Source organism: Klebsiella sp. MISC125 (assembly GCF_051131775.1).
Classification (GTDB): Bacteria; Pseudomonadota; Gammaproteobacteria; order Enterobacterales; family Enterobacteriaceae; genus Klebsiella.
Genome location: NZ_CP180448.1, coordinates 5,369,686 through 5,389,504, shown reverse-complemented (window position 1 = coordinate 5,389,504; position 19,819 = coordinate 5,369,686). Strand labels below are relative to the sequence as shown.

Genomic DNA, 19,819 nt, shown 5'->3' with positions numbered 1-19,819 from the left:
AACTATGATGACCCCTGAACAGAAGTTTGCCCGTTGGGTAAGGGTGAGTATTGCCGCGTTCCTGGCGATATTCGCCTGGTTTATCGTTGCCGATATCTGGATCCCGCTCACCCCGGACTCCACCGTGATGCGCGTGGTCACGCCGGTATCATCGCGCGTCTCCGGCTATGTCTCCCATGTCTATGTCCATAACAACAGCCAGGTGAAGAAGGGCGATCTGCTCTATGAGCTGGACCCGACGCCGTTTATCAACAAAGTAGAGGCCGCGCAAATCGCTCTTGAGCAGGCGAAGCTGAGCAACCAGCAGCTGGACGCGCAGATCGCCTCTGCCCGCGCCAACCTGCGCACCGCCCAGTACACCGCCCGCAACGACAAGGTTACGCTTGACCGCTATCAGCGGCTGAGCACCATGCAGAACGTCTCCCAGTCGGACCTGGATAAGGTGCGCACCACCTGGCAGACCAGCGAACAGTCGGTCAGCGCGCTCAGCGCCAGCATCCAGAATCTGCTGATCCAGCGCGGCGAACGCGATGATGCGCGTAACGTGACGCTGCAAAAGTATCGCAACGCGCTGGAAGAGGCGCAGCTTAACCTCGGCTGGACGCAGGTTCGCGCTGAAACTGACGGCATGGTAAGCAACCTTCAGCTCAATCCCGGACTGTACGCCACTGCCGCCACCCCGCTGCTGGCGCTGGTGAGCAATCACACCGATATTGTTGCCGATTTCCGCGAGAAGAGCCTGCGCCACACCGGCGTGAATACCGATGCGGCGGTGGTATTTGATGCGCTGCCGGGTAAAGTCTTTAAAGCGCGCGTTACCAGCAGCGATGCCGGGATTCTGGCCGGGCAGGAAGAAGTCAACGGCCAGCTGTCGCAGCCTGAGCAGTCCACCCGTTGGGTGCGCGATGCCCAGCGCATGCGTATCCACGTGGCGCTGGAGGAGCCGCTGGACAAGCCGCTGCCCACCGGCGCGCGCGCCACGGTGCAGCTCTATAATAGCGATGGCCCGTTTGCCCGCACCTTTGCTGGGGCGCAGATCCATCTGGTGAGCCTGCTGCATTATGTCTATTAATACTCTGGCGCGGGTCTTTACCCCGCATGGCAATATCGTCTACACGGCGAATGATTTTCGCCAGACGCTGCGCATCGCCGTCGCCGGAACTATCGCGCTGAGCATTTCGACTTTCTACGACGTGCAGTACGGCGTCTTTTTCGTGGTTTACCCGCTGATGCTGCTGTCGCTGGTGCCGGTATTTAACCGTCATGTGGCGCGGCAGTTTGTATTTAGCGCAGCGGTGAACTGCGTCGAAATGGTGCTGATCGTCGGCTATCTTTCGCAGTGGCCAGTGATTATGACCCTGGTCGTGTTTGGCCTGTATGTGATGCGTTTTCGCTTTATGAGCCAGGGGCCGTTGTTTCTGCTGGGTTCGATGGGCGTGGTGTGTCAGAGCACGATGCTCAACTTTATGAGCTATCCCACCAGCAACTGGCACACGCTGATGTTCTCCAACATGGAGGCCTGCGTGATGGCGGTGGCCCTCAGCGCGCTGCTGAACTACTTTATCCCGGACGTGGAACCGCGCAAGCCACCGCCGCGCATTGAAAAAGATGCCGCGCGTATTCGCCATGAATCGCTGCTCTCCGGCACCGTGGCGACGATGATCTTTGTTATCTTCCAGGTCTGCGATTTGAGTGATTCCCTGTCGGCGCTGATGGCGGGGATTTTAATTCTCTTCCCGATGCACTATCGCGGCGCGGTGATCAGCTCGATCTGGCGCGTGGTGGGGGTGGTGCTCGCCTGTCTCTATATTCTGCTGGTGCAGTTGGTTATCTATGATTTCAGCAACCATATGGTGCTGATGATGCCGCTGATTGGCCTCGGCCTGGCCTTTAGCGCTCGCCTGCATGTGATGGAGAAAGTCGGCGCGGGAGTGGGCTTTGCCAGCATAACCACCATCGGCATTATGTTCGGCCAGAACCTGCATCCGGACCAGGATCTGATATTCAGCGATCTGTACCGCATCACCTCCGTAACCGTCGCGCTGGTGGCAACGCTGACGATGGTTTTTCTGGTGCATCGAATCCTGAACTGTTTTACGCCGACGCGGTTTGTGATGACGGAGTAATCCGTATTTTGGCTTAGGAATAATAATTTTGGTTTAACGTTTCGTTGAAAATGAAAGGGGGAGGTCTTTTTTATTCCCCCTAAAATAATATCGAATAAGAGCGAGCTTATTTTAAATAAATAAAAAGAATATTTGGTTGGTAAACAATCATAAATACGAATGCTTTTGGTTTTTGTTACATAAAATGAATTTAGTTCATACTTTTATCCGGGCATTTCATGTGTTTGTAATTTGTTGATTTTTAAATTACATTCTTCTGCAATGGTTTTTTATCCTGATTTTTTGCTAAATAAAGTTTTATGTTTTTAATATTTTGCATTATCTCATTGAGATTATTCTTTAAGTGTTTTGGTTTTTTACTTCACAATTCTGAATTTCATCAGTTTTTTACTCTTGATTTTTTGGTTTCAATAGTGTTTTACTCTAAAAGTAATGAATCTTGAGGTTTTTTTAATATTGGGATTATAATCATTTCAGGAAATAAGATTATTATTAGGCTGCGCCGGGAAAAAATTATATTCACTTGATATATAATTATGGATAATTATATGAGGATATGTGAATGTCATTCTCTGTTTTTGGTTTTCTGATTGATGATGCAATTTTCTGTTTCGATAGCCCACTTAAAATTGTTAGTGTTTCTAGTCAGTTGCATGGGGATAGTCCTATTGCTTTACGTAGTACTATGTCTAATCTTTTATTCTTTCTTCTAATGCAACATCAAAAGGAAGTTATTACCGATAATGAAATCATGCATCATGTCTGGGATAAAAATGGGTTGAGTTCGTCACATTCCAGATTAGTGCAGGTGATATCAGCCTTAAAGCAAAACCTGATGTTAGCTGGCGTTGACGAGAATATGATTGAGCGAATCCCTGGGAAAGGGTACAGAATTACCTCTGATAATATAAAAATACTCTACCAATCTTGATTGTTGGTTGTGCAGATATTTATTTTGTAAATATATAAACCAGGTGGCAACTTTATCAGTACTAATATTACTATATCAGTGCTAATAAATAATTGACTGCTATGGGACCGTGTATGTTGGCGTTTAAATTCCAACGGAAGTGTTTTTTATAAATGACATCCCCTTATCCAGGGACTTTTTTAACATGGAGTTAAATATGAAGCGTTTATTATTATCTACCGCTGTGGTTTCCTGCCTGGTTGCTGCGGGCGCTCAGGCCTCTGATGGGCAAATCAATTTCAAGGGTAGTTTAACTGATTCTACCTGCCAGATTGCTATTGATGGTTCAGCATCTCCGGCTACGGTCGTATTACCGACACTTTCAACCGCGTCTTTGGCGACTTCGGGCACCACTGGTGGTCGTACTCAATTTAATATCGAGCTTTCTGGTTGTACCGGCCTGGTAACCACGTCTACGGCGGCCGCTTACTTTGAAGGTGGCGCAACTGTAGACAGCGTTACCAATAACCTGGTGAATACCACTTCAACCGGTGCTGGCAACGTCCAACTGCAGTTGGTTGATGTTCAAAGCGATAGCGCTATTAAGGTGGGCCATAACTCGCAAAGTTCAACCAACACGCCGGTTGTTATTCCGAATACTGCCGGGGCGAGTACTGGTACCACCATTCTGCCTTATGCCGTTCAGTACTATGCGACCGGTGCAACGACTCCAGGTCTTGTAACCAGCAACGTCAGCTTCAGCATTAACTATCAGTAAATTCATCGTCATTGGATGACATGTGAAACACCGATGGAAGGAATTCCATCGGTTAACAGGAAGGATTCCGTAATGAAAAAAAGCATTCTTACTATGCTGTTTGCGATAACTGCGGTCTTTCCTGCCTGGGGCTCAGTGGTTATCTCCGGAACGCGTGTTATTTACCCGGCAACCGAGCGGGAAGTCACCGTGATGATGGAAAATAAAGGCAGTATGCCGGTACTTATCCAGTCCTGGGTGGATAATGGCGATCCAACTTCAACCCCGGATACGGCAACCGCGCCGTTTGTATTAACCCCGCCGATTAATCGCGTTAATGCCGGGAAAGGGCAAACGCTACGTATTCGCTATACAGGTGAAGTATTGCCGCAGGATAAAGAATCTATTTTTTATCTTAATGTTCTTGAAATTCCGCCAACGGTGAAAGGTGAGCTAGCAGAGAAAAATATGCTATCGATGGCCTTTCGCTCTCGGCTGAAACTCTTTTATCGCCCACAAAAATTAATTAAAAATGCGAGTGAAGCACCGGAAAAAGTTGTCTGGAAGCGCCAGGGAAATAAAGTTACCGCGCACAATGCTACGCCGTACCATGTGACGGTGGCCTACTTTTCGGAAGATGAAAAGGGGGAGAAAAGATTAGGGGCAGGCAGCATGTTAACACCAGGTGAAACTCATACCTGGACATTGGAGCGCGTGACCCCTAGCTGGTACCCCATGATTATCAATGACTACGGTGCATTGCGCCCGGTGAGTCCCGATACGAAATAAATTGCTGCGGTATTTATTGACGTCGCCGCCCTGTAAACAGTAATGGAATAGAACGGGGTTTTTGATGATTCGTTCCTGCTATTTTAAACCGACGCCGTTGGCCATGGCGATTACTCTGAGTTTTAGCCCTTTTGCCGTCGCGCAGGACGCAGATGAAGTGCAGTTTAATAGCACGTTTATGAGCCAGGGTAGCCAGAAAAAAATAAATCTGACCCATTACGAACGTAACAGGGCCGTACCCGGTAAATACCGCATAGAACTGCGAATTAATAATCAATATCAGGGTTTTCAGGATATTACGGTGAGCGAAAGTTCGCCGCCTGCTAATTCGGGCGCTATTTGCCTGACGACCGGGGCGTGGCGCACGCTACCGCTGAATGTTGAGAAGCTTAGTGATGACGCGCAGAGGCTTTTAGCCGATAGCGCTGATGACGATTGCCTATCGGTGACGGTGATGATTCCGCAGGTAAAGATGGAGTTTGATACCGGCAACCAGACGCTGGATTTAGAGATCCCGACGCTTTATCTGATGCGCAATCCACGCGGTTATGTCAGCCCGGCGTTATGGAACAACGGTGTAACCGCAGGGCTGCTAACTTACAACGCAAACTATTATCACCAGCAAAATCGGGGAACGGAAAACGACAGTGCCTATACGGGGATCACGACGGGTTTTAACCTGGGTAACTGGTATTTTCGTCACAATGGCAACTGGAGCTGGCAGGATGATGTGGGAAGTCACTACCAGGCGCTAAACACCTACGTTCAGCGCGATATTCCGGCGATAAAAGGACGCCTGTCGATAGGTGACCGCAATACCCGGGGTGAGCTGTTTGATACCCTTGCATTTCGCGGCATCCAACTGGCGAATGAGGAGCAGATGCTACCCGATTCCCAGCGTGGCTATGCGCCAGTTGTGCGTGGAACCGCTCGCACATCAGCGAAGGTGCAAATTTTTCAGCAGGGACGTTTGTTGTACGAAACGGCCGTTTCGCCCGGTCCGTTTGAAATTAACGACCTCTATCCTACGGGCTACGGCGGCGACCTGCAGCTGGTGATTAAGGAAGCGGATGGCTCCGAGCAGCAGCAGATAATCCCCTACGCGGCGACCAGTAATTTGCTGCGTTCTGGCACTAACCACTACAGCGCGACGATGGGCAAACTGCGCAAAGATCAGGTGGAAAGTGAGCCAGCTTTCGGTGAACTGACGTGGAGCCGCGGGCTGAACAATTTTTTTACCGGCTATGCGGGGCTTCAGGGGAATGAAGATTATCAGGCCGGTATCCTGGGTATGTCACTGGGTACGCCTGTGGGGACATTCTCTCTTGACGCCACTCAGGCGCAAACTCAGCTGGATAAGCCTTTGCTGGGCTATGGCAAACGCATGTCAGGGCAAAGTTATCAGTTGAAGTACAGCCAGTTTATTATGTCGACGGGCAGTAATTTTAACGTCGCGGCGTACCGTTATTCGACCGAAGAATACCTGGACTTTATGACGGCGATGCAGATCCGCGATGCGCAGAAATATGGCGAGAGTACGTGGGATATTCACCGTCCAAAAAGCCGCCTGAGCATCAGCGCCAGCCAGAACCTGCCTGAGGGATGGGGAAATTTTTATCTCAATGCCTGGCAGCAGGATTACTGGGACAACAATCAAGGCACCGATCGCCAGTACCAGTTTGGCTATAACAACAGCCTGGGACGGGTGAGTTACGGGCTAAGCGTCAGCCGTAACCGTAATGGCGATGGTGATTATGAAAACCACTATCAGCTGACGTTGAGCATCCCGCTCGGCAGTTCAACGCCGTTCAGCCAGATGTCGCTGAACCTGAATCACGATCCCGGCGGCGTAGTGCGCGAGCAGCTTGGGGTGAGCGGCACGGCGCTGGAAGATAATTCGCTGAGCTATGGCCTTTCAGCATCAAATACCAATAACGGTGGCTCAACGAGCGGTTCGCTGAATACCTCGTTACGCAGTTCGCTGGCGATGCTCCAGGCGCAGGCGGGAACAGGTAAACACTACAGCAACTACTCTTTTGGCATGAGCGGCGGTGCGGTTGTGCACAGCGGCGGCGTGACGTTGACCCCTTATACCGCTGACACCATGGCGCTGGTCGAGGCTAAAGGCGCTCAGGGGGCAAAAGTGAGTGGTTATCCTGGCGTCACGGTCGACCGCTTTGGCTACGCTATCGTTCCTTACCTGAATGCCTATCAAAACAATCTGATTGAGATTGATCCAAAAGGTATTTCGGAGAACGTTGAGCTGGAAAACACCAGTCAGAAAATCGCGCCTTATAGCGGGGCGGTGGTCAAGCTGCGTTTTGATACCGTACAAGGGCAGGCGGCGATGATTCGACTGACTAACGCTCAGGCAATTCCGTTTGGCGCCGATGTGCTGGATGCGGAGCAAAACGTGGTTGGCGTGGTCGGTCAGGGGCAACGTATTTTTGCCCGGCTTTCTCATGCTTCAGGCCAACTGCGCGTGCGCTGGGGAACGGAGAAAGAGGATTCCTGCGCCATCAACTACTCGCTTCCGGCATCGTCGTCGGAGATCGTAAACATTAATGCTGAATGCCGCTAATTTCCAGGGAGGACTAAGTATGCCAACTAAAAGCTGGCTACGATGGGGGCTGGCAGGGTTATTACTGCTGCCGTTTGTTTCATTCGCGTCCATTACCTGTACGAAAAACTATTCTGGTCGTACGTCTTACGTTGAGCAAAATGTCTCGGTTTTAGGCAAAGCCCTGATGGTTTCGGCATTACGTGATTTACCCGTGGGGTCTGTACTTTACAGACAGTATATTTTTGATGCCGATACGCAGGTCATCGGTGTTGATGACTGTATTTCGAACGTGGCCGGTGGGGAGTTAATTCAACTTGTCCATTCATTAAATATTGAGGGCGCACTGCCTGCTGTTGTCGGGCAGTACCAGGGGCTCAATGTTTACAGTTCAGGGGTTTCCGGGATTGGTGTGGTTGTCGCTGTTACCTACAATAATAATTCAACATCGTTATATGGGTTGCCGGATTCCTCTACCACTCGAACGAACATTCCTGACACCGAATCGAGGCGCTTTGGCACGGTTTTCTCCGATCAGGCTTTTGAACTTCTGCTGGTGAAAGTCGGGGATATATCTCCAGGCGTTTGGATGGTGGCATTTAACTACCCAGCGATTACTCGTTCTGCTCAGGCCACGAATGCCACCGGTGTGACCCAGGACTATGGCTACCGCTGGAACATCTCAGGTAGTGTGAATGTTGTTGCCGGTACCTGCCAGACGCCGGATGTGACGGTGCCAATGGGGGAACATTCGATTGCGCAATCAACGACCACCGAGTGGGTAGATTTCAACATTAACCTCCTGAACTGTCCGCCGATGTACGGGCGCTACAACCGCAACGCGTCCGACTCGTCGTCGACGGCGGTGATCCGCTGGCGAAGCGCCACTGACTACACGATTGCCGGGCCAGATATGGCCAATAGCATTGGTTTTTTGCTTAATCCGGTGAGTGGTTATCAAACGCTGGCTGCGGGCGGCGAGTGTGCAGCGTTGACTGATGATACTGATATGGCAAAAGGTATGTGTCTGGAGATCCAAAATCGCGATAACGTGAATGTGTTAACCAATTCTAAAGCCAATACGCTAACCGACTCTGGCCTGACGCTGCTGCAAACCACCGCCAGCTACGCGATACCGCTCAGAGCGCGCTATGCCCGCAACAATGAAAGTACGCTGCGGGCAGGTAAGGCTGATACGGCGGTAGAGTTCACCATCAACTATCAGTAATGTGCTGAGCAGGGAACGAGTGCAATGGTTGGAATTCCTGGTCCTCGACGCGAAATATTGCTTCCGTCTGGCCGGGAATAACCCACCGCTGCTCCTCTCCCTCTTCACAGCTCAGGTAAATGCACAGCCCGCAGCCGCCGCGCAGCTGGCGCGGAATGTCCTTCACCCGGAAGGTCATTCCCGCTGCCTGCAAGGCTTTGCGGGTGCGCACCACGCCCACCGTCGAGTGAAATAAAAACAGATATTCCGTCATCTGCGGCTCCTTTGACGTAAACCGATCAGCGCCGCGCCGATTGCCCCGGCAAACTGGGCGTCGGGATGGGTATGCACCGCCATGCCGACGTGGCCTTCCAGCATTCGCGCGAACGCTGCGCAGTGGCTGACGCCGCCGGTAAACAGCAGCGGGCCCTGTGCCGACAGGCGGCCAATAAAATTGGCGCTGCGCCGGGCCATGGCGTTGATCACCCCGGCGAGGATCGCTTCCGGCGGCACCCCGGCTGAACGCAGGCTGATCACCTCGGATTCGGCAAACACCGTGCACATGCTGGTGATCGCATGCGGCTCGACGCCTTCAGTGATGCTGTCGAGCTGTTCGACGCTAGCGCCAAGCGTGCGCGAGATAACCTCCAGAAAGCGTCCTGTGCCCGCCGCGCATTTGTCATTCATCAGAAAGTCGGTGAGATTGCCGTCGTCATCCAACTGGATAACCTTGCTGTCCTGGCCGCCGATGTCGATAACCGTGCGGGTCTCTGGAGCGAGCAAGCGCGCGCCGAGACCGTGGCAGGAGATCTCAGTCACCTGTTTATCGGCAAAATCCACCAGCTGGCGACCGTAGCCAGTTAAGGTTAAAAACGGGCGTTCATCCAGCCCGGCGCAGAGCGTTTCCCACGCTTCAACGATGGCATCGGCGGGGCGAAACGGCGTCGGGCAGAGAAAACGGCGTTGGATCGCGCCGTCCTGAAGCAGGATGCCTTTGGTGGCGGTAGAGCCGGAATCAATCCCTACGGTAAACGTCACTCATGCCCCCTACAGCATTTCAATAAAGGCCGCGACGCGGGTGCTGAGCTGACCGATATCCGCTGTTGAATAGTCGGTCTCAATGGCGATATAGGGAATGTTGTGCTGGTTACGCACGTGGCGTTTAATCGCCAGCGATTCCACTGCATAGGTGTGGCAGGCCTGCAAAATGACATCCACCACGCCGTCGGCCTGGTACTCTTCTACCATCTGGCTGAGCAGGGTTAAGCGCTGGTCGTTAGGTGAGATGCAGGAGCAGCCGATGGCGAGGTATTTGTCAGTCAGGGCATCGTAGACGTCGCCGGTTTCGTCGACGCAGTGCTCGGTGGCTTTGGCGCCGGTGCAGTTTTCAAAGCCGACGACCCAGCCGCCGTTGTCTTCAATCGCCTTCACCACTTTTTCCGCCGCGCCGCCAATCGGGCAGCCGGTGATGAGAATGCGCGGTCGCGCTTCCAGCCGTTTGCCCTCTTGCCATTCCTGGCGAACCCGCTCGGCCATGCTGTTGAGTTCGTTAATCAGAGCCTCTTTGTCGAAGCGGAAAGTCGCGCCGTAGACCACTTTTAAAATATCGCTGCCGCTGAGCGCAGGTGGGTTGAGCTGCCCGACGCGGTAGAAGTTCGCCAGCGCCCGGCGTTCGCGGTTCTTAAGGATAATGGCTTCGCGCAGCGCGGCTTCGGTAATCGGCGCGCCGAAGCGGTCTTCTACCGCCCGTTGCAGGCGCAGGATTTCTGCTTTCCACAGCGCGCGGGAGGCGTCGTCGTTGGCGCTATTCGGCAACTGCATGACGTGCACGGCTTTGAATTCGGCCATGTATTCATACATTTTCTTTTTGCCGTCGCAGGTGGTTTCACCGACGACGAGGTCGGCAAAGTAGAAGTAGGGGCATTTGTCGGTTTTGCCAAAGCCGTAGCTGCTTTTAATCAGCGGACAGAGGTTGCGCGGCAGGTCTTTCTCCGCCTCTTCAATCGTTTCGTCAGAGGTGGAGCACAGTGAAACCACCACTGCGCCCACGGCCATCGGGATCTCCTGCGGCATAAAGGTGCAGTAGGTGCCGACCAGAGGAATGTTCTGTTCTTTAAGATCCATGACCGTGAGAAAGCCCTTCTGGCGAGCTTCGGAGAATTGGTCAAAAATGGCGGGTAGATCGGTGATAAGCGACATGGTTTTCCTTCCCCGTACACGGGAGATGATGAAAGAACCCGCATTATAACCATATTAATAGTAAGTCTTTATTGATCTCCCACTCATGTCGAGCTATTGGACGGTTGGCGCTAATAGACTTTTTTCAGATCCATCTCTTCCTGAATTCGATCGCTCCAGGCGACGTGGGTGCTAATTGCCGTATCAATCCCGGCGTTAAAAAACATCGGCCCTAGCTCTTTGGCGATAAAATCGACGAAAAACTCGGCGTCAAACTGCTCCAGCTCTAGTTCAAAATTCTCTTCGCAGTATTTACATAGCTTCTCGCGCAGAAGATCGCGTTGTGCCGGGCTGAGATCGATATCGCTCATAGCATTCCTTTATAAATATCGCTAGCGTTAAACAGGGTCGGGATTATATCCGATATTGGCGATGCAGTTGCGCTAAGGTGTGATGTTTTTCTCCCTGCAAGGGATGATATCGATACAATATCCCAAGGGGTAAATGTGATAGAGATCACATCTTTGCGGGTTAAATGAAGATAATAAGGGGTGTTATCGTAACTTTATGAATTTAAATGGGATAATATCTTTTTTCGATGTGAATAACATTTAGTTGCGCTCGCTTTTTTTCAGCATGTGGATATCTATTTGAATAATCTATGGACCTGATTTAAGGTCATCTGGCTTACGGAATTTATCTATAAGTATATTCTGACAGCGATTCATTTATCAGGGGCGAAGGATGAAACGCGTAAAACTGAATATGAATGTTTTTGACGCTGCTCTGATGCGCCTGGATTGGGTATTTGATACTTTCGAGCAGGTTTGTTTATCTTTTTCCGGCGGTAAAGACTCAACGGTATTATTTCATCTGGCGGCGGTCGTCGCGCGTCAAAAAGGGAAAAAGTTTGCGGTATTGTTCGTGGATTGGGAAGCGCAGTATTTATTAACTATCCAGCACGTGCAAAATATGAAAGATCGCTATCAGGACGTGGTGAGCCAGTTCTACTGGGTGGCGCTGCCCATGACGACGGTGAGCGGCGTATCGCAGCATGAGCCGGAATGGGTTGCCTGGCGGGCCGGCGTTGAATGGGTGAGGCAACCGCCCGATGACGCGATCACCGATGCCGGTTTTTTCCCTTTTTATCAGCCCGAAATGACCTTTGAAGCTTTTGTTCCAGCGTTCTCGCACTGGCTGGCAGCGGGCCGGAGCCTCGCTTCGCTAATCGGCATTCGTACCGATGAGTCGCTGCATCGCTATATGGCGCTGACCTCGCCAACTAAACTGCGTTTTGAGGACGATAAGCCCTGGACGACCGCCTCGCCTGAGGGGTTCAGCTATACCTGCTATCCGCTCTATGACTGGCGTACTCGCGATATCTGGATTTTTAACCACAAGTCGAGGCTGCCCTACAACCCGCTTTATGACCTGATGCATCGCGCCGGAGTACCGCTAAAGAATATGCGCGTCTGCGAGCCTTTTGGCCCTGAGCAGCGGCGCGGTCTATGGCTGTATCACATTCTGGAGCCGGAGACGTGGGAGCGCATGTGCCGACGAGTATGCGGCGCGCATAGCGGCGCGATTTACGCCAACGCCAGCGGCGACTACTTTGCTCTGAAGACGAAAATCCGCAAGCCCGCGCACTTTAGCTGGCGCGAATATGCGCTCTTCCTGCTCGACAGCATGCCGGAAAAAACCGCTGAACATTACCGCAATAAAATCGCTATCTATCTGCACTGGTACCAGACCCGTGGTTTCCCCGACGATATCCCCGATGAGCAGGAAAAAGACCTCGGCTATCGCGATGTTCCCTCATGGCGGCGGATTTGCAAAACGTTACTGAAAAACGATTTCTGGTGCCGGATGCTGTCATTCAGCCCGACGCAGCCTAAGCACTATGAACGATACTGTCGGCTTATGAGCAATAAACGTAAAGAGTGGAGGACGCTCTGATGTCACCGGATGTGGCTAAAACAGTGATCGAATATCTCGAGTCGTTTGACGATCTTGACCTGAAAATCAAAGCGATTAATGAGCTGAAGAGCCTGATTCATCAGCACAGCCCGTTTTGCCGCGAACCGGTTGACTGCGTACTGTGGGTCGAGTCCAAAACGGTAGAGGCAAATGACTATAATCCTAACGTGATGGCGACGGTAGAAAAGAAACTTCTGGAGCGATCCATCGAACTGGATGGTTTCACCCAACCGGTGGTGGTGGCCCGCCAGCAGCGGCGGCATCTGGTCGTGGATGGTTTTCATCGCCACCTGATTGGTAAGACGCGTCCGGAGCTGAGTCGACGCCTGCATGGCTATCTTCCGGTGACCCTGATTAATGCTGAACGTGAGGGGCAGAAAGAGCGTATTGCCGCCACTATTCGTCATAATCGCGCCAGAGGAAAGCACCAGATCGCGGCGATGTCGGATATCGTCCGCGATTTGCACCGTCAGGGATGGGACGATCGGCGCATTGGCGAAGAGCTCGGTATGGATGCCGATGAGGTACTGCGCCTTAAACAGATCAGCGGCCTGACGGAGCTGTTCGCCGACGAGAGCTTTAGCGAAGCCTGGACCGTGGAGTAGCGCGCCTCCAGGAGGTCGCGAGACGCTTTTCCTGTCCAAAGTGCACCGCCCCAACGCGATGGCCAACAGCAGTAGCTGGAGCGCCGGTAGTCCGGCGCGTTTGGTGTTTATCAGGTAAGGGTCGAAGACTGACGGGGAGCGCAAACGTTCATCCGGGGATCCAGTTATCCCATGTGGGCAGCGTTCCCAATTCCGCAACCAGAAAATCGATAAATGAACGCACCTTCGGATTACTGTATTTGCTGGGAAAATAGAGTGCATACAGGGCGTGCGTTTCACACGTAATCGTGCCATCAAGCAGCAGCGGCGTGATTTCCTCTTTTTGAATATGCCCGCCAATCAAATAAGTTGGCAGGTATGCGACGCCTTGATCCTCTAACACGGACTTCAACAGCACCAGGCTGCTGTTCGCTTGAATAGGCATATGAAGTTTCAATTGATGCATGCGATCCTGCTCGTCAGCTATTTTCAGCACTGGCGTGAGGCCGGGGTACACCAGGCAATCGTGGCCTGCCAAATCAATTCGGCGTTGGGGAATCCCTTTTTTAGCGAGATAACCCGGAGAAGCGCAGTATGCCCAGCGGATCGGTACCAGCTTGCGCATGGCGTAGTTTTGCGGCGGTGCGGTCGAGATACGCAGAGCGATATCGAAATCAGTTTCATTCAGATTGATAAAATTATCATTCAGGTCGATATAAAGATTCACATCCGGAAATTTCGTGCGGTATTTATCAACCAGGTTGACCAGGTGGGAATAACCAAATGCAATTGAACATGTGACACGTAATTCCCCTTGCGGATTTTGGTCATAGCTGGAAGTGGTATTGAGCGTTTCATCGAACTCCTGCAGTAATTTATTAGCGCGGTTAAACAAATATTGCCCTGCATCGGTCAGAGTAATACTGCGGGTCGTACGTTTAATTAAGGTGGTTCCTAGCGAGTTTTCCATTGCCGCCAGGCTTTTACTGACTGCCGAAGGCGACACGTTGAGCTGTGCCGCGGCCTCAGATAATCCTCCACAGTCTACGATTTTGATAAAAAATTCTAAATTTTTTAGGGATATTTGTGCGCTCATTTTTTCCTTTTATTCACAAGTGATTTGCAAAAACGGTACGAATAGGCGGTTACATTGGCAATTTAAACATGTAATTATTGATTAATAGGAAATAAAACGCGTTTAAAGTGAATAAATAACAACTTAAGTGAGTTGCATCACAAAATGAAGGGAGGAAAGACAAAAAATCATCAAATTGTGAATTTAATCTCATTTAATATAATTTAAATTAAAAGGTGCCGGTTATGTGGACACGACTCGAACCCTACAAATCTTCTATTATTCTTTTATCCGCTCTGGTTGCTGGTGGGCTGTTAGGTATTTACGCTCCAGCATTAGCAAGCAAATTGCAGCCAGTCGGTCAGATATTTCTAAACCTGTTATTTATGATTATCGTTCCGCTGGTCGGTATCAGCGTGATGTCCTCTATTGCCAGTATGACCGACCTGAAAAGGCTGGGGCGTATTATGGCAATTATCTTTATTGTTTCTATCGCGATGGCGTTTATTCCCGCTGCCGGGATTGTGGCGCTCGCGCTTTGGTATAACCCGGCGCAAGGCGTCACTATCGATCTCTCTCAGTCTGTACAGGCAGGGAGCGGAAAGATGGACTTTGTCAGCATGATCACCACTAGCGATTTTATCGGGCTGTTCTCTAAGTCCAATATTCTTGCGCTGATCGTGATGGCGATTATCGCCGGTATTGCCATTGGGCAATCGGAGCAGGCGGGTAAACGCATCGCGTCGCTGTTGGAAGATATCAACACCGTCATTATGAAGATTGTTTCCATCATCATGAAGGTCGCGCCAGTGGGTCTCGGCTGTTATTTCGCGGCGACCATGGCAAGTCAGGACTCCGCGCTGTTGTTGACCTTTGCCCGCGCTATCGGCCTGTTTATGGCAGCCACGCTGGTCTATTACATCTTTGGCTCGATTTTTTATTCGTACATTGGCGGCGGTATTCCAGCGGTGAAGGCTTTCTGGCGTAACGCTATCGAGCCATCGGTTACCGCACTGGGAACCTGTTCTTCATTAGGAACCTTACCCGTCACGCTACGTGCCGGTAAAGCGATGGGGATTAACCCGGAAATCGTCGACGTCTCAATTCCGCTGCTGGTCAACCTGAATAAAGGCGGCGTGGCGATGATTGCGGCGTTGAAAATTGTCTTTATTTACTCGGTGTTGGGAATGGAATTCACCGCTGAGACGTTCTTCCTGACGATGTTGATCGCCGTGCTTTCCGCCATCATCGTCGGCGGCGTACCGGGTGGCGCATTTCTTGGGGAAATCTTTATTGTCACTACGCTGGGGCTACCAATGGAAGCTATCCCAATGCTGGTGGTGCTGGGGGCGATAACGGACGCTCCGGCGACGCTTATCAACGTGATCCACGATTTAAACGCGGCGCAGATAGTGGAGAGGTTTGCCGGGAAAAAGCAGGTGATTGCTGAGGCGAACTCGCCGGTCGCGGCGGTGTAGGTTTTCCATACGGATTAAGCAGTTAACAGGAGATATTATGAACGATTCTATCAAGCTCGAAACGCAACTGATCGTCGCTGGACGTGACAAACGTTACACTCAGGGGGCGGTAAACCCGGTCATTCAGCGCGCCTCTTCGCTGGTATTTGATACCGTGAAGGACAAAAAATTTGCCACTGCGAATCGCGCTAATGGAGAACTGTTTTACGGTCGTCGTGGGACTTATACCCACTTTGCGTTTCAGAAAGCGATGAGTGATTTAGAAGGTGGTGTGGGCTGCGCGCTCTATCCTTGCGGCGCTGCGGCGGTGACTAACGCGATTCTGGCGTTCGTCGAGAGTGGCGACCATATCCTGATGACCGGGGCTGCCTATGAGCCGACCCAGGATTTCTGCAATAAGATTCTGAGCAAATTCAATGTTGAGACCACGTATTACGATCCGATGATTGGCGCGGGTATTGTGGACCTTCTGCGCCCTGAAACCCGGGTGGTTTTTCTTGAATCTCCCAGTTCCATCACCATGGAAGTGCAGGATGTGCCAGGCATGGTGAAAGCTATTCGCGCGGTTAACCCTGAAATTATCATCATGATCGACAATACCTGGGCGGCGGGCGTGCTGTTTAAAGCTCTGAATTATGGCGTCGATATTTCCATACAGGCTGGAACAAAGTACACCATTGGTCATTCCGATGGGATGCTGGGCACCGCGGTTTCCAACGCTCGCTGCTGGGATCGTCTGCGTGAGAATTCATATCTCATGGGGCAAACGCTGGATGCCGACACCGCTTACAACGGCAGCCGTGGGCTGCGTACGCTGGCCGTTCGCCTTAAGCAGCATCAGGAGAGCAGTATTCATATTGCTCGCTGGCTGTCGGCAAGGCCGGAAGTGGCGCGAGTCAACCATCCGGCGTTACCGGAATGCCCGGGCCATGAATATTTCCAGCGTGATTTTACCGGAAGCTCTGGTCTTTTTTCCTTTGTGCTGAAAAACAGACTGACCGACGAGCAGATGGCGAATTTCCTCGATAATTTCTCTCTGTTTCATATGGCCTATTCCTGGGGTGGGTTTGAGTCGTTAATTTTGGCAAACCAGCCGGAGGAACTGAACAGCATTCGCCCGGCGGGGGATGTCGACTTCAGCGGGACGCTGGTGAGGGTGCATATCGGGCTGGAGGATGTGGGGGATTTGATTGCCGATCTGGAAGCCGGATTTACCCGTATTGCTTGATAAATAACGCCCCACAGTATTTTGTAGGCCGGGTAAGGCGCTAGCCGCCACCCGGCAAAAATGCGAGCACCATAGCTAAAACAGGTTTATTTCTCTGTCGCCAGCGACGAAGGCTGATGCTGGCGAAGGCGATTTAATAATCCCGCCAGGCAGCAGGCGGCTGCGATCCCCGCCGCCACACCCAGCAGGTGAAAAGGCAGCTTGCCGCCGTTAAACCACAGCCAGCGCGCCGCTTCGATGGAGAGGGCGCTGACGCTGAGGATCACAATGTTTAGCGAGGCCGAGACGGTCCCTTTTGGCAAATCGTTGGAAAATAGCGTAAAGCGGAACAGCGTCGGGAAGATAAGCCCGATGCCGAAGGCGTATAAACTGGTCCCTATTACCGACCACAGCCAGACGTGCGGCCACAGCAGGTTACCGAGGATCAGCACGGCCAGCCCGGTCATCTGGATGGGCACCGCGCGCCAGATAAAGCGCGGGCGGGTCGGGTCTTTCACCCAGCGCGCCACCGACAAGTTAGCGACGATCACCGCGCTGAAGACCGGAACCTGGGTCCAGGCGAACTCTGAGGTGGTCAATCCGCCATCGTCAATCAGGATCACCGGCGAGACCGCAACCCAGCTCATCAGCGGGATGTAGTTTAGCGAGAGCGCGGCAGCGCCGAACAGAAAAATTCGGTTGCGAAAAACATCGCGGAAATCGCGGAGCACGCCGCTGGCGCTAAAGGGAAGGTCACCGCGCTGCACGGTTTCCGGCATATTCAGTAGTAGCCCCAGCCAGGCAATAAACCCCATTGCCGCGATAATACCGAACAGCACTTTCCAGTGAACGAAATGCATCAGCGCAGCACCTGAGAGCGGGCCGATAATCGGCGCAATCAGTACGATCGAAGTAATAATCGCCATCAGCTTAATGGCTTTGGTCTGACCGAATGCTTCCTGCACGGTGACGTAGCCAACCGTAGCGATAAAACAGATGCTGGTGCCCTGAATAAAGCGCGCGGCGAGGAACTGCTCCATCGAGGTGGTGAACATGGTCGCAAAGCAGGCAAGGGTAAAGATCAGCGCGCCGGTCAACAGCACCGGACGACGACCGATCCGATCCGAGAGCGGCCCGAGCAGCCACTGTAACGCCATGCCACCGGCCATATACAGGCTGATCGACGCGGGAGCCAGCGCCACATCTGCGTCGAAATCGCGCACCACGTGGATGATACCCGGCTGGATAAGATCGGTGGTCAGGTAAGCCGCGAAATCATACAAGATCAGCGCTGCCGGGAAGAACAGCGTGGTGGAATGGCGGGCAAAAAAGCGGGTCATCCATTGCAACATCAGGGAGCTCCTTGTTGAGTTTTGCGATGCACGCTTAACAGGCGCACACTATTCCAGCACTTCACACTGCAATAAATTTAGGGTCAACAGAAATATCCATGCCTTTTCAGGTGTTAATTTGTATTTATGATAAATATGTATTTGAAACAATCATTTCCATTAAATATGAAGATGCAGCAGTGACGGGATTTGTGAAAACAACCACAGCACCAGGCCAATCGTGCCGCCCACCAGCGTCCCGTTGATGCGGATAAACTGTAGATCCTTACCAATGTTCAGCTCGATTTGCCGCGACATATCGCGTGAGTCCCAACTTTTGACCGTATCGCTGATATGGCGGGTCAGGAAGGCGGCAAACTCCGGGGCCACCCGATGGGCCGCTTGCTCAAGATGCTCGTTCAGCGACTCGCGCAGCGCCTCATCGTGGAGCAGCGTTTCGCCAAACCACTGCCCGGCTTCGGCAATACGCTGCTTGATGCGTGAATCTTCGCTATTGACGTCATTTTTAATCCAGCCGCGCAGGTCGGCCCATACTTCGCCAAGATAACGATTAAAGGTCTCATCGTTCTTCAGATACGCTTTAATGCTCTCCGCTTTTTCTGCCATCTGCGGATCGGACTTCAGGTTGTCGATCAATTTTAGCGTCGCGCGATCGAAGGCCTGGCGAATCTGATGCGTGCGATCCTGACTGACCTCATCAAGCAGCGTGTTGACCGCATCGGTGACCATTTCCGCGCTGTGCTCGCCCAGCCACTCGGTAGGCAGAATTTTCGCTTTTAGCGGATGCTCGGTCTCCAGCCAGCGGATAATGCCGCGAGCAATAAACGCCCGCGAGCTGTCGCGCTGTAGCAGGGTGATCAGCTGGCTAATCAGTGAGTCCAGCAGCTTCTGGTGACGGTTATCGCGGGTCAGCCCCTCCAGCATCATGGCGCTGGTTTGGGTTAAATCGACCTTATCGATGGCTTTGTGCACCGCCCGGCGCAGCAGGCGCTGAATGCGCGCATCGTCGGTCAGCTCGAGAAAACCGCTCATCACCTGCAGCAGGTGCTGGCCCACCCGGCGAGCGTTTTCCGGTTGGCTGAACCAGTTACCCAGCATCAGCGCTGGTTCGTAACGGCGAATCAACGCCACCAGTGACGGGGTATCGAGAAATTTTTCCTGCACGAAATAGCCGAGATTATCGGCAATCCGGTCTTTATTGCGCGGGATAATTGCCGTATGCCGCGAAACGAACGGCAGCGGAATGCGGCGAAATAGCGCCACCACCGCGAACCAGTCCGCCAGCGCGCCAACCATCGCCGCTTCGGAGATAGCCTTCAGCGCACCGACCCACGGCGTCGGCGGCAGCACGAGGGTAGTGATAAAAATAGCCACTGCAATCAGCAGCAGCGAGAGCGCCAGTAGTTTGGCGCGTTTCAGTTCAGCGATTTTTTCCATAAGCTTAAGCATATAACCTGACGGCGCATGCGTAAAATATGCCCCTTTGGTTCTGCCACTATTCAGAGGATGATAAATTTTTCGGCTGAGTGGGGAGATATGAGCGTTAATTTAATATACATAGATTAAATCCTTTTTATAAATAATTAATGTTAAATTCATTTATTGCATGAATGTATAAT

The 19,819-nt window shown here is 52.0% G+C and carries 18 protein-coding genes; 11 read left to right on the top strand and 7 right to left on the bottom strand.

The window, feature by feature from the left end; genetic code table 11:
• Window positions 1-4: 4 nt before the first annotated feature.
• From ACMYSL_RS25240 to ACMYSL_RS25210, 7 genes are all read left to right on the top strand, one after another.
• Window positions 5-1,072 (top strand): HlyD family secretion protein, encoded by a 1,068-nt coding sequence (locus ACMYSL_RS25240; protein ID WP_434660289.1) that lies wholly within the window; start codon window positions 5-7, stop codon window positions 1,070-1,072.
• The gene (locus ACMYSL_RS25235; protein WP_434660287.1) at window positions 1,062-2,126 is read left to right on the top strand and encodes a DUF2955 domain-containing protein; all 1,065 of its coding nucleotides are present in this window, start codon (window positions 1,062-1,064) and stop codon (window positions 2,124-2,126) included. Before ACMYSL_RS25240 ends, ACMYSL_RS25235 begins: the two co-directional genes overlap by 11 nt.
• A 562-nt stretch (window positions 2,127-2,688) precedes the next feature.
• Window positions 2,689-3,057, top strand: a complete 369-nt coding sequence (locus tag ACMYSL_RS25230; protein ID WP_434660286.1) for a winged helix-turn-helix domain-containing protein — start codon at window positions 2,689-2,691, stop codon at window positions 3,055-3,057.
• A gap of 196 nt (window positions 3,058-3,253) precedes the next feature.
• Window positions 3,254-3,814: a fimbrial protein gene (locus ACMYSL_RS25225; protein ID WP_434660285.1), complete on the top strand. Its 561-nt coding sequence runs from the start codon at window positions 3,254-3,256 to the stop codon at window positions 3,812-3,814.
• Window positions 3,815-3,886: 72 nt separating this feature from the next.
• On the top strand, window positions 3,887-4,582 hold the full coding sequence (locus ACMYSL_RS25220; RefSeq protein WP_434660283.1) for a fimbrial biogenesis chaperone: 696 nt from the start codon (window positions 3,887-3,889) through the stop codon (window positions 4,580-4,582).
• 64 nt (window positions 4,583-4,646) lie between these two features.
• Window positions 4,647-7,163, top strand: a complete 2,517-nt coding sequence (locus ACMYSL_RS25215; protein WP_434660281.1) for a fimbria/pilus outer membrane usher protein — start codon at window positions 4,647-4,649, stop codon at window positions 7,161-7,163.
• 19 nt (window positions 7,164-7,182) lie between these two features.
• Window positions 7,183-8,370, top strand: coding sequence for a fimbrial protein (locus ACMYSL_RS25210; RefSeq protein WP_434660279.1), 1,188 nt, complete (start codon window positions 7,183-7,185; stop codon window positions 8,368-8,370).
• Here ACMYSL_RS25210 and ACMYSL_RS25205 read toward each other — a convergent pair.
• From ACMYSL_RS25205 to ACMYSL_RS25190, 4 genes are all read right to left on the bottom strand, one after another.
• The gene (locus ACMYSL_RS25205) at window positions 8,357-8,623 is read right to left on the bottom strand and encodes a DUF3343 domain-containing protein (protein WP_182236032.1); all 267 of its coding nucleotides are present in this window, start codon (window positions 8,621-8,623) and stop codon (window positions 8,357-8,359) included. The genes ACMYSL_RS25210 and ACMYSL_RS25205 overlap by 14 nt on opposite strands.
• Window positions 8,620-9,387: a putative 2-hydroxyacyl-CoA dehydratase activator YjiL gene (gene yjiL, locus ACMYSL_RS25200; protein ID WP_142462172.1), complete on the bottom strand. Its 768-nt coding sequence runs from the start codon at window positions 9,385-9,387 to the stop codon at window positions 8,620-8,622. The genes ACMYSL_RS25205 and yjiL overlap by 4 nt, the downstream gene beginning before the upstream one ends.
• A gap of 9 nt (window positions 9,388-9,396) precedes the next feature.
• Window positions 9,397-10,548, bottom strand: coding sequence for a double-cubane-cluster-containing anaerobic reductase (locus ACMYSL_RS25195; protein ID WP_304255668.1), 1,152 nt, complete (start codon window positions 10,546-10,548; stop codon window positions 9,397-9,399).
• Between the two features lie 110 nt (window positions 10,549-10,658).
• Window positions 10,659-10,898: a DUF2164 domain-containing protein gene (locus tag ACMYSL_RS25190; RefSeq protein ID WP_304255670.1), complete on the bottom strand. Its 240-nt coding sequence runs from the start codon at window positions 10,896-10,898 to the stop codon at window positions 10,659-10,661.
• Window positions 10,899-11,271: 373 nt separating this feature from the next.
• On the opposite strand from ACMYSL_RS25190, the gene ACMYSL_RS25185 reads away from it, so the two are divergent.
• Together ACMYSL_RS25185 and ACMYSL_RS25180 are read left to right on the top strand one after the other, a co-directional pair.
• Window positions 11,272-12,483, top strand: a complete 1,212-nt coding sequence (locus tag ACMYSL_RS25185) for a phosphoadenosine phosphosulfate reductase (protein WP_434660277.1) — start codon at window positions 11,272-11,274, stop codon at window positions 12,481-12,483.
• Window positions 12,483-13,109, top strand: coding sequence for an IbrB-like domain-containing protein (locus ACMYSL_RS25180; RefSeq protein WP_112215137.1), 627 nt, complete (start codon window positions 12,483-12,485; stop codon window positions 13,107-13,109). The genes ACMYSL_RS25185 and ACMYSL_RS25180 overlap by 1 nt, the downstream gene beginning before the upstream one ends.
• Window positions 13,110-13,257: 148 nt before the next feature.
• Here ACMYSL_RS25180 and ACMYSL_RS25175 read toward each other — a convergent pair whose 3' ends face one another.
• Window positions 13,258-14,184 (bottom strand): LysR family transcriptional regulator, encoded by a 927-nt coding sequence (locus ACMYSL_RS25175; RefSeq protein ID WP_287855513.1) that lies wholly within the window; start codon window positions 14,182-14,184, stop codon window positions 13,258-13,260.
• Window positions 14,185-14,408: 224 nt separating this feature from the next.
• Between ACMYSL_RS25175 and ACMYSL_RS25170 the strand changes: the two genes are divergently transcribed.
• Both ACMYSL_RS25170 and metC read left to right on the top strand, forming a co-directional pair.
• Entirely contained in the window at window positions 14,409-15,641 is a 1,233-nt protein-coding gene (locus ACMYSL_RS25170) for a dicarboxylate/amino acid:cation symporter (protein WP_142512599.1), read from the top strand.
• Window positions 15,642-15,678: 37 nt separating this feature from the next.
• Window positions 15,679-16,869 carry a cystathionine beta-lyase gene (gene metC, locus ACMYSL_RS25165; protein ID WP_434660276.1) on the top strand — a complete coding sequence of 397 codons (1,191 nt, stop codon included), beginning with the start codon at window positions 15,679-15,681 and terminating at the stop codon, window positions 16,867-16,869.
• Between the two features lie 86 nt (window positions 16,870-16,955).
• Here the strand turns inward: metC and mdtM are convergent, their stop codons facing one another.
• Complete coding sequence (gene mdtM / locus ACMYSL_RS25160; RefSeq protein WP_434660275.1) at window positions 16,956-18,200, bottom strand: multidrug efflux MFS transporter MdtM; 1,245 nt, start codon at window positions 18,198-18,200, stop codon at window positions 16,956-16,958.
• A 159-nt stretch (window positions 18,201-18,359) separates the two neighbouring features.
• The gene (locus tag ACMYSL_RS25155; protein ID WP_434660273.1) at window positions 18,360-19,649 is read right to left on the bottom strand and encodes a DUF445 domain-containing protein; all 1,290 of its coding nucleotides are present in this window, start codon (window positions 19,647-19,649) and stop codon (window positions 18,360-18,362) included.
• Between the last annotated feature and the right edge of the window lie 170 nt (window positions 19,650-19,819).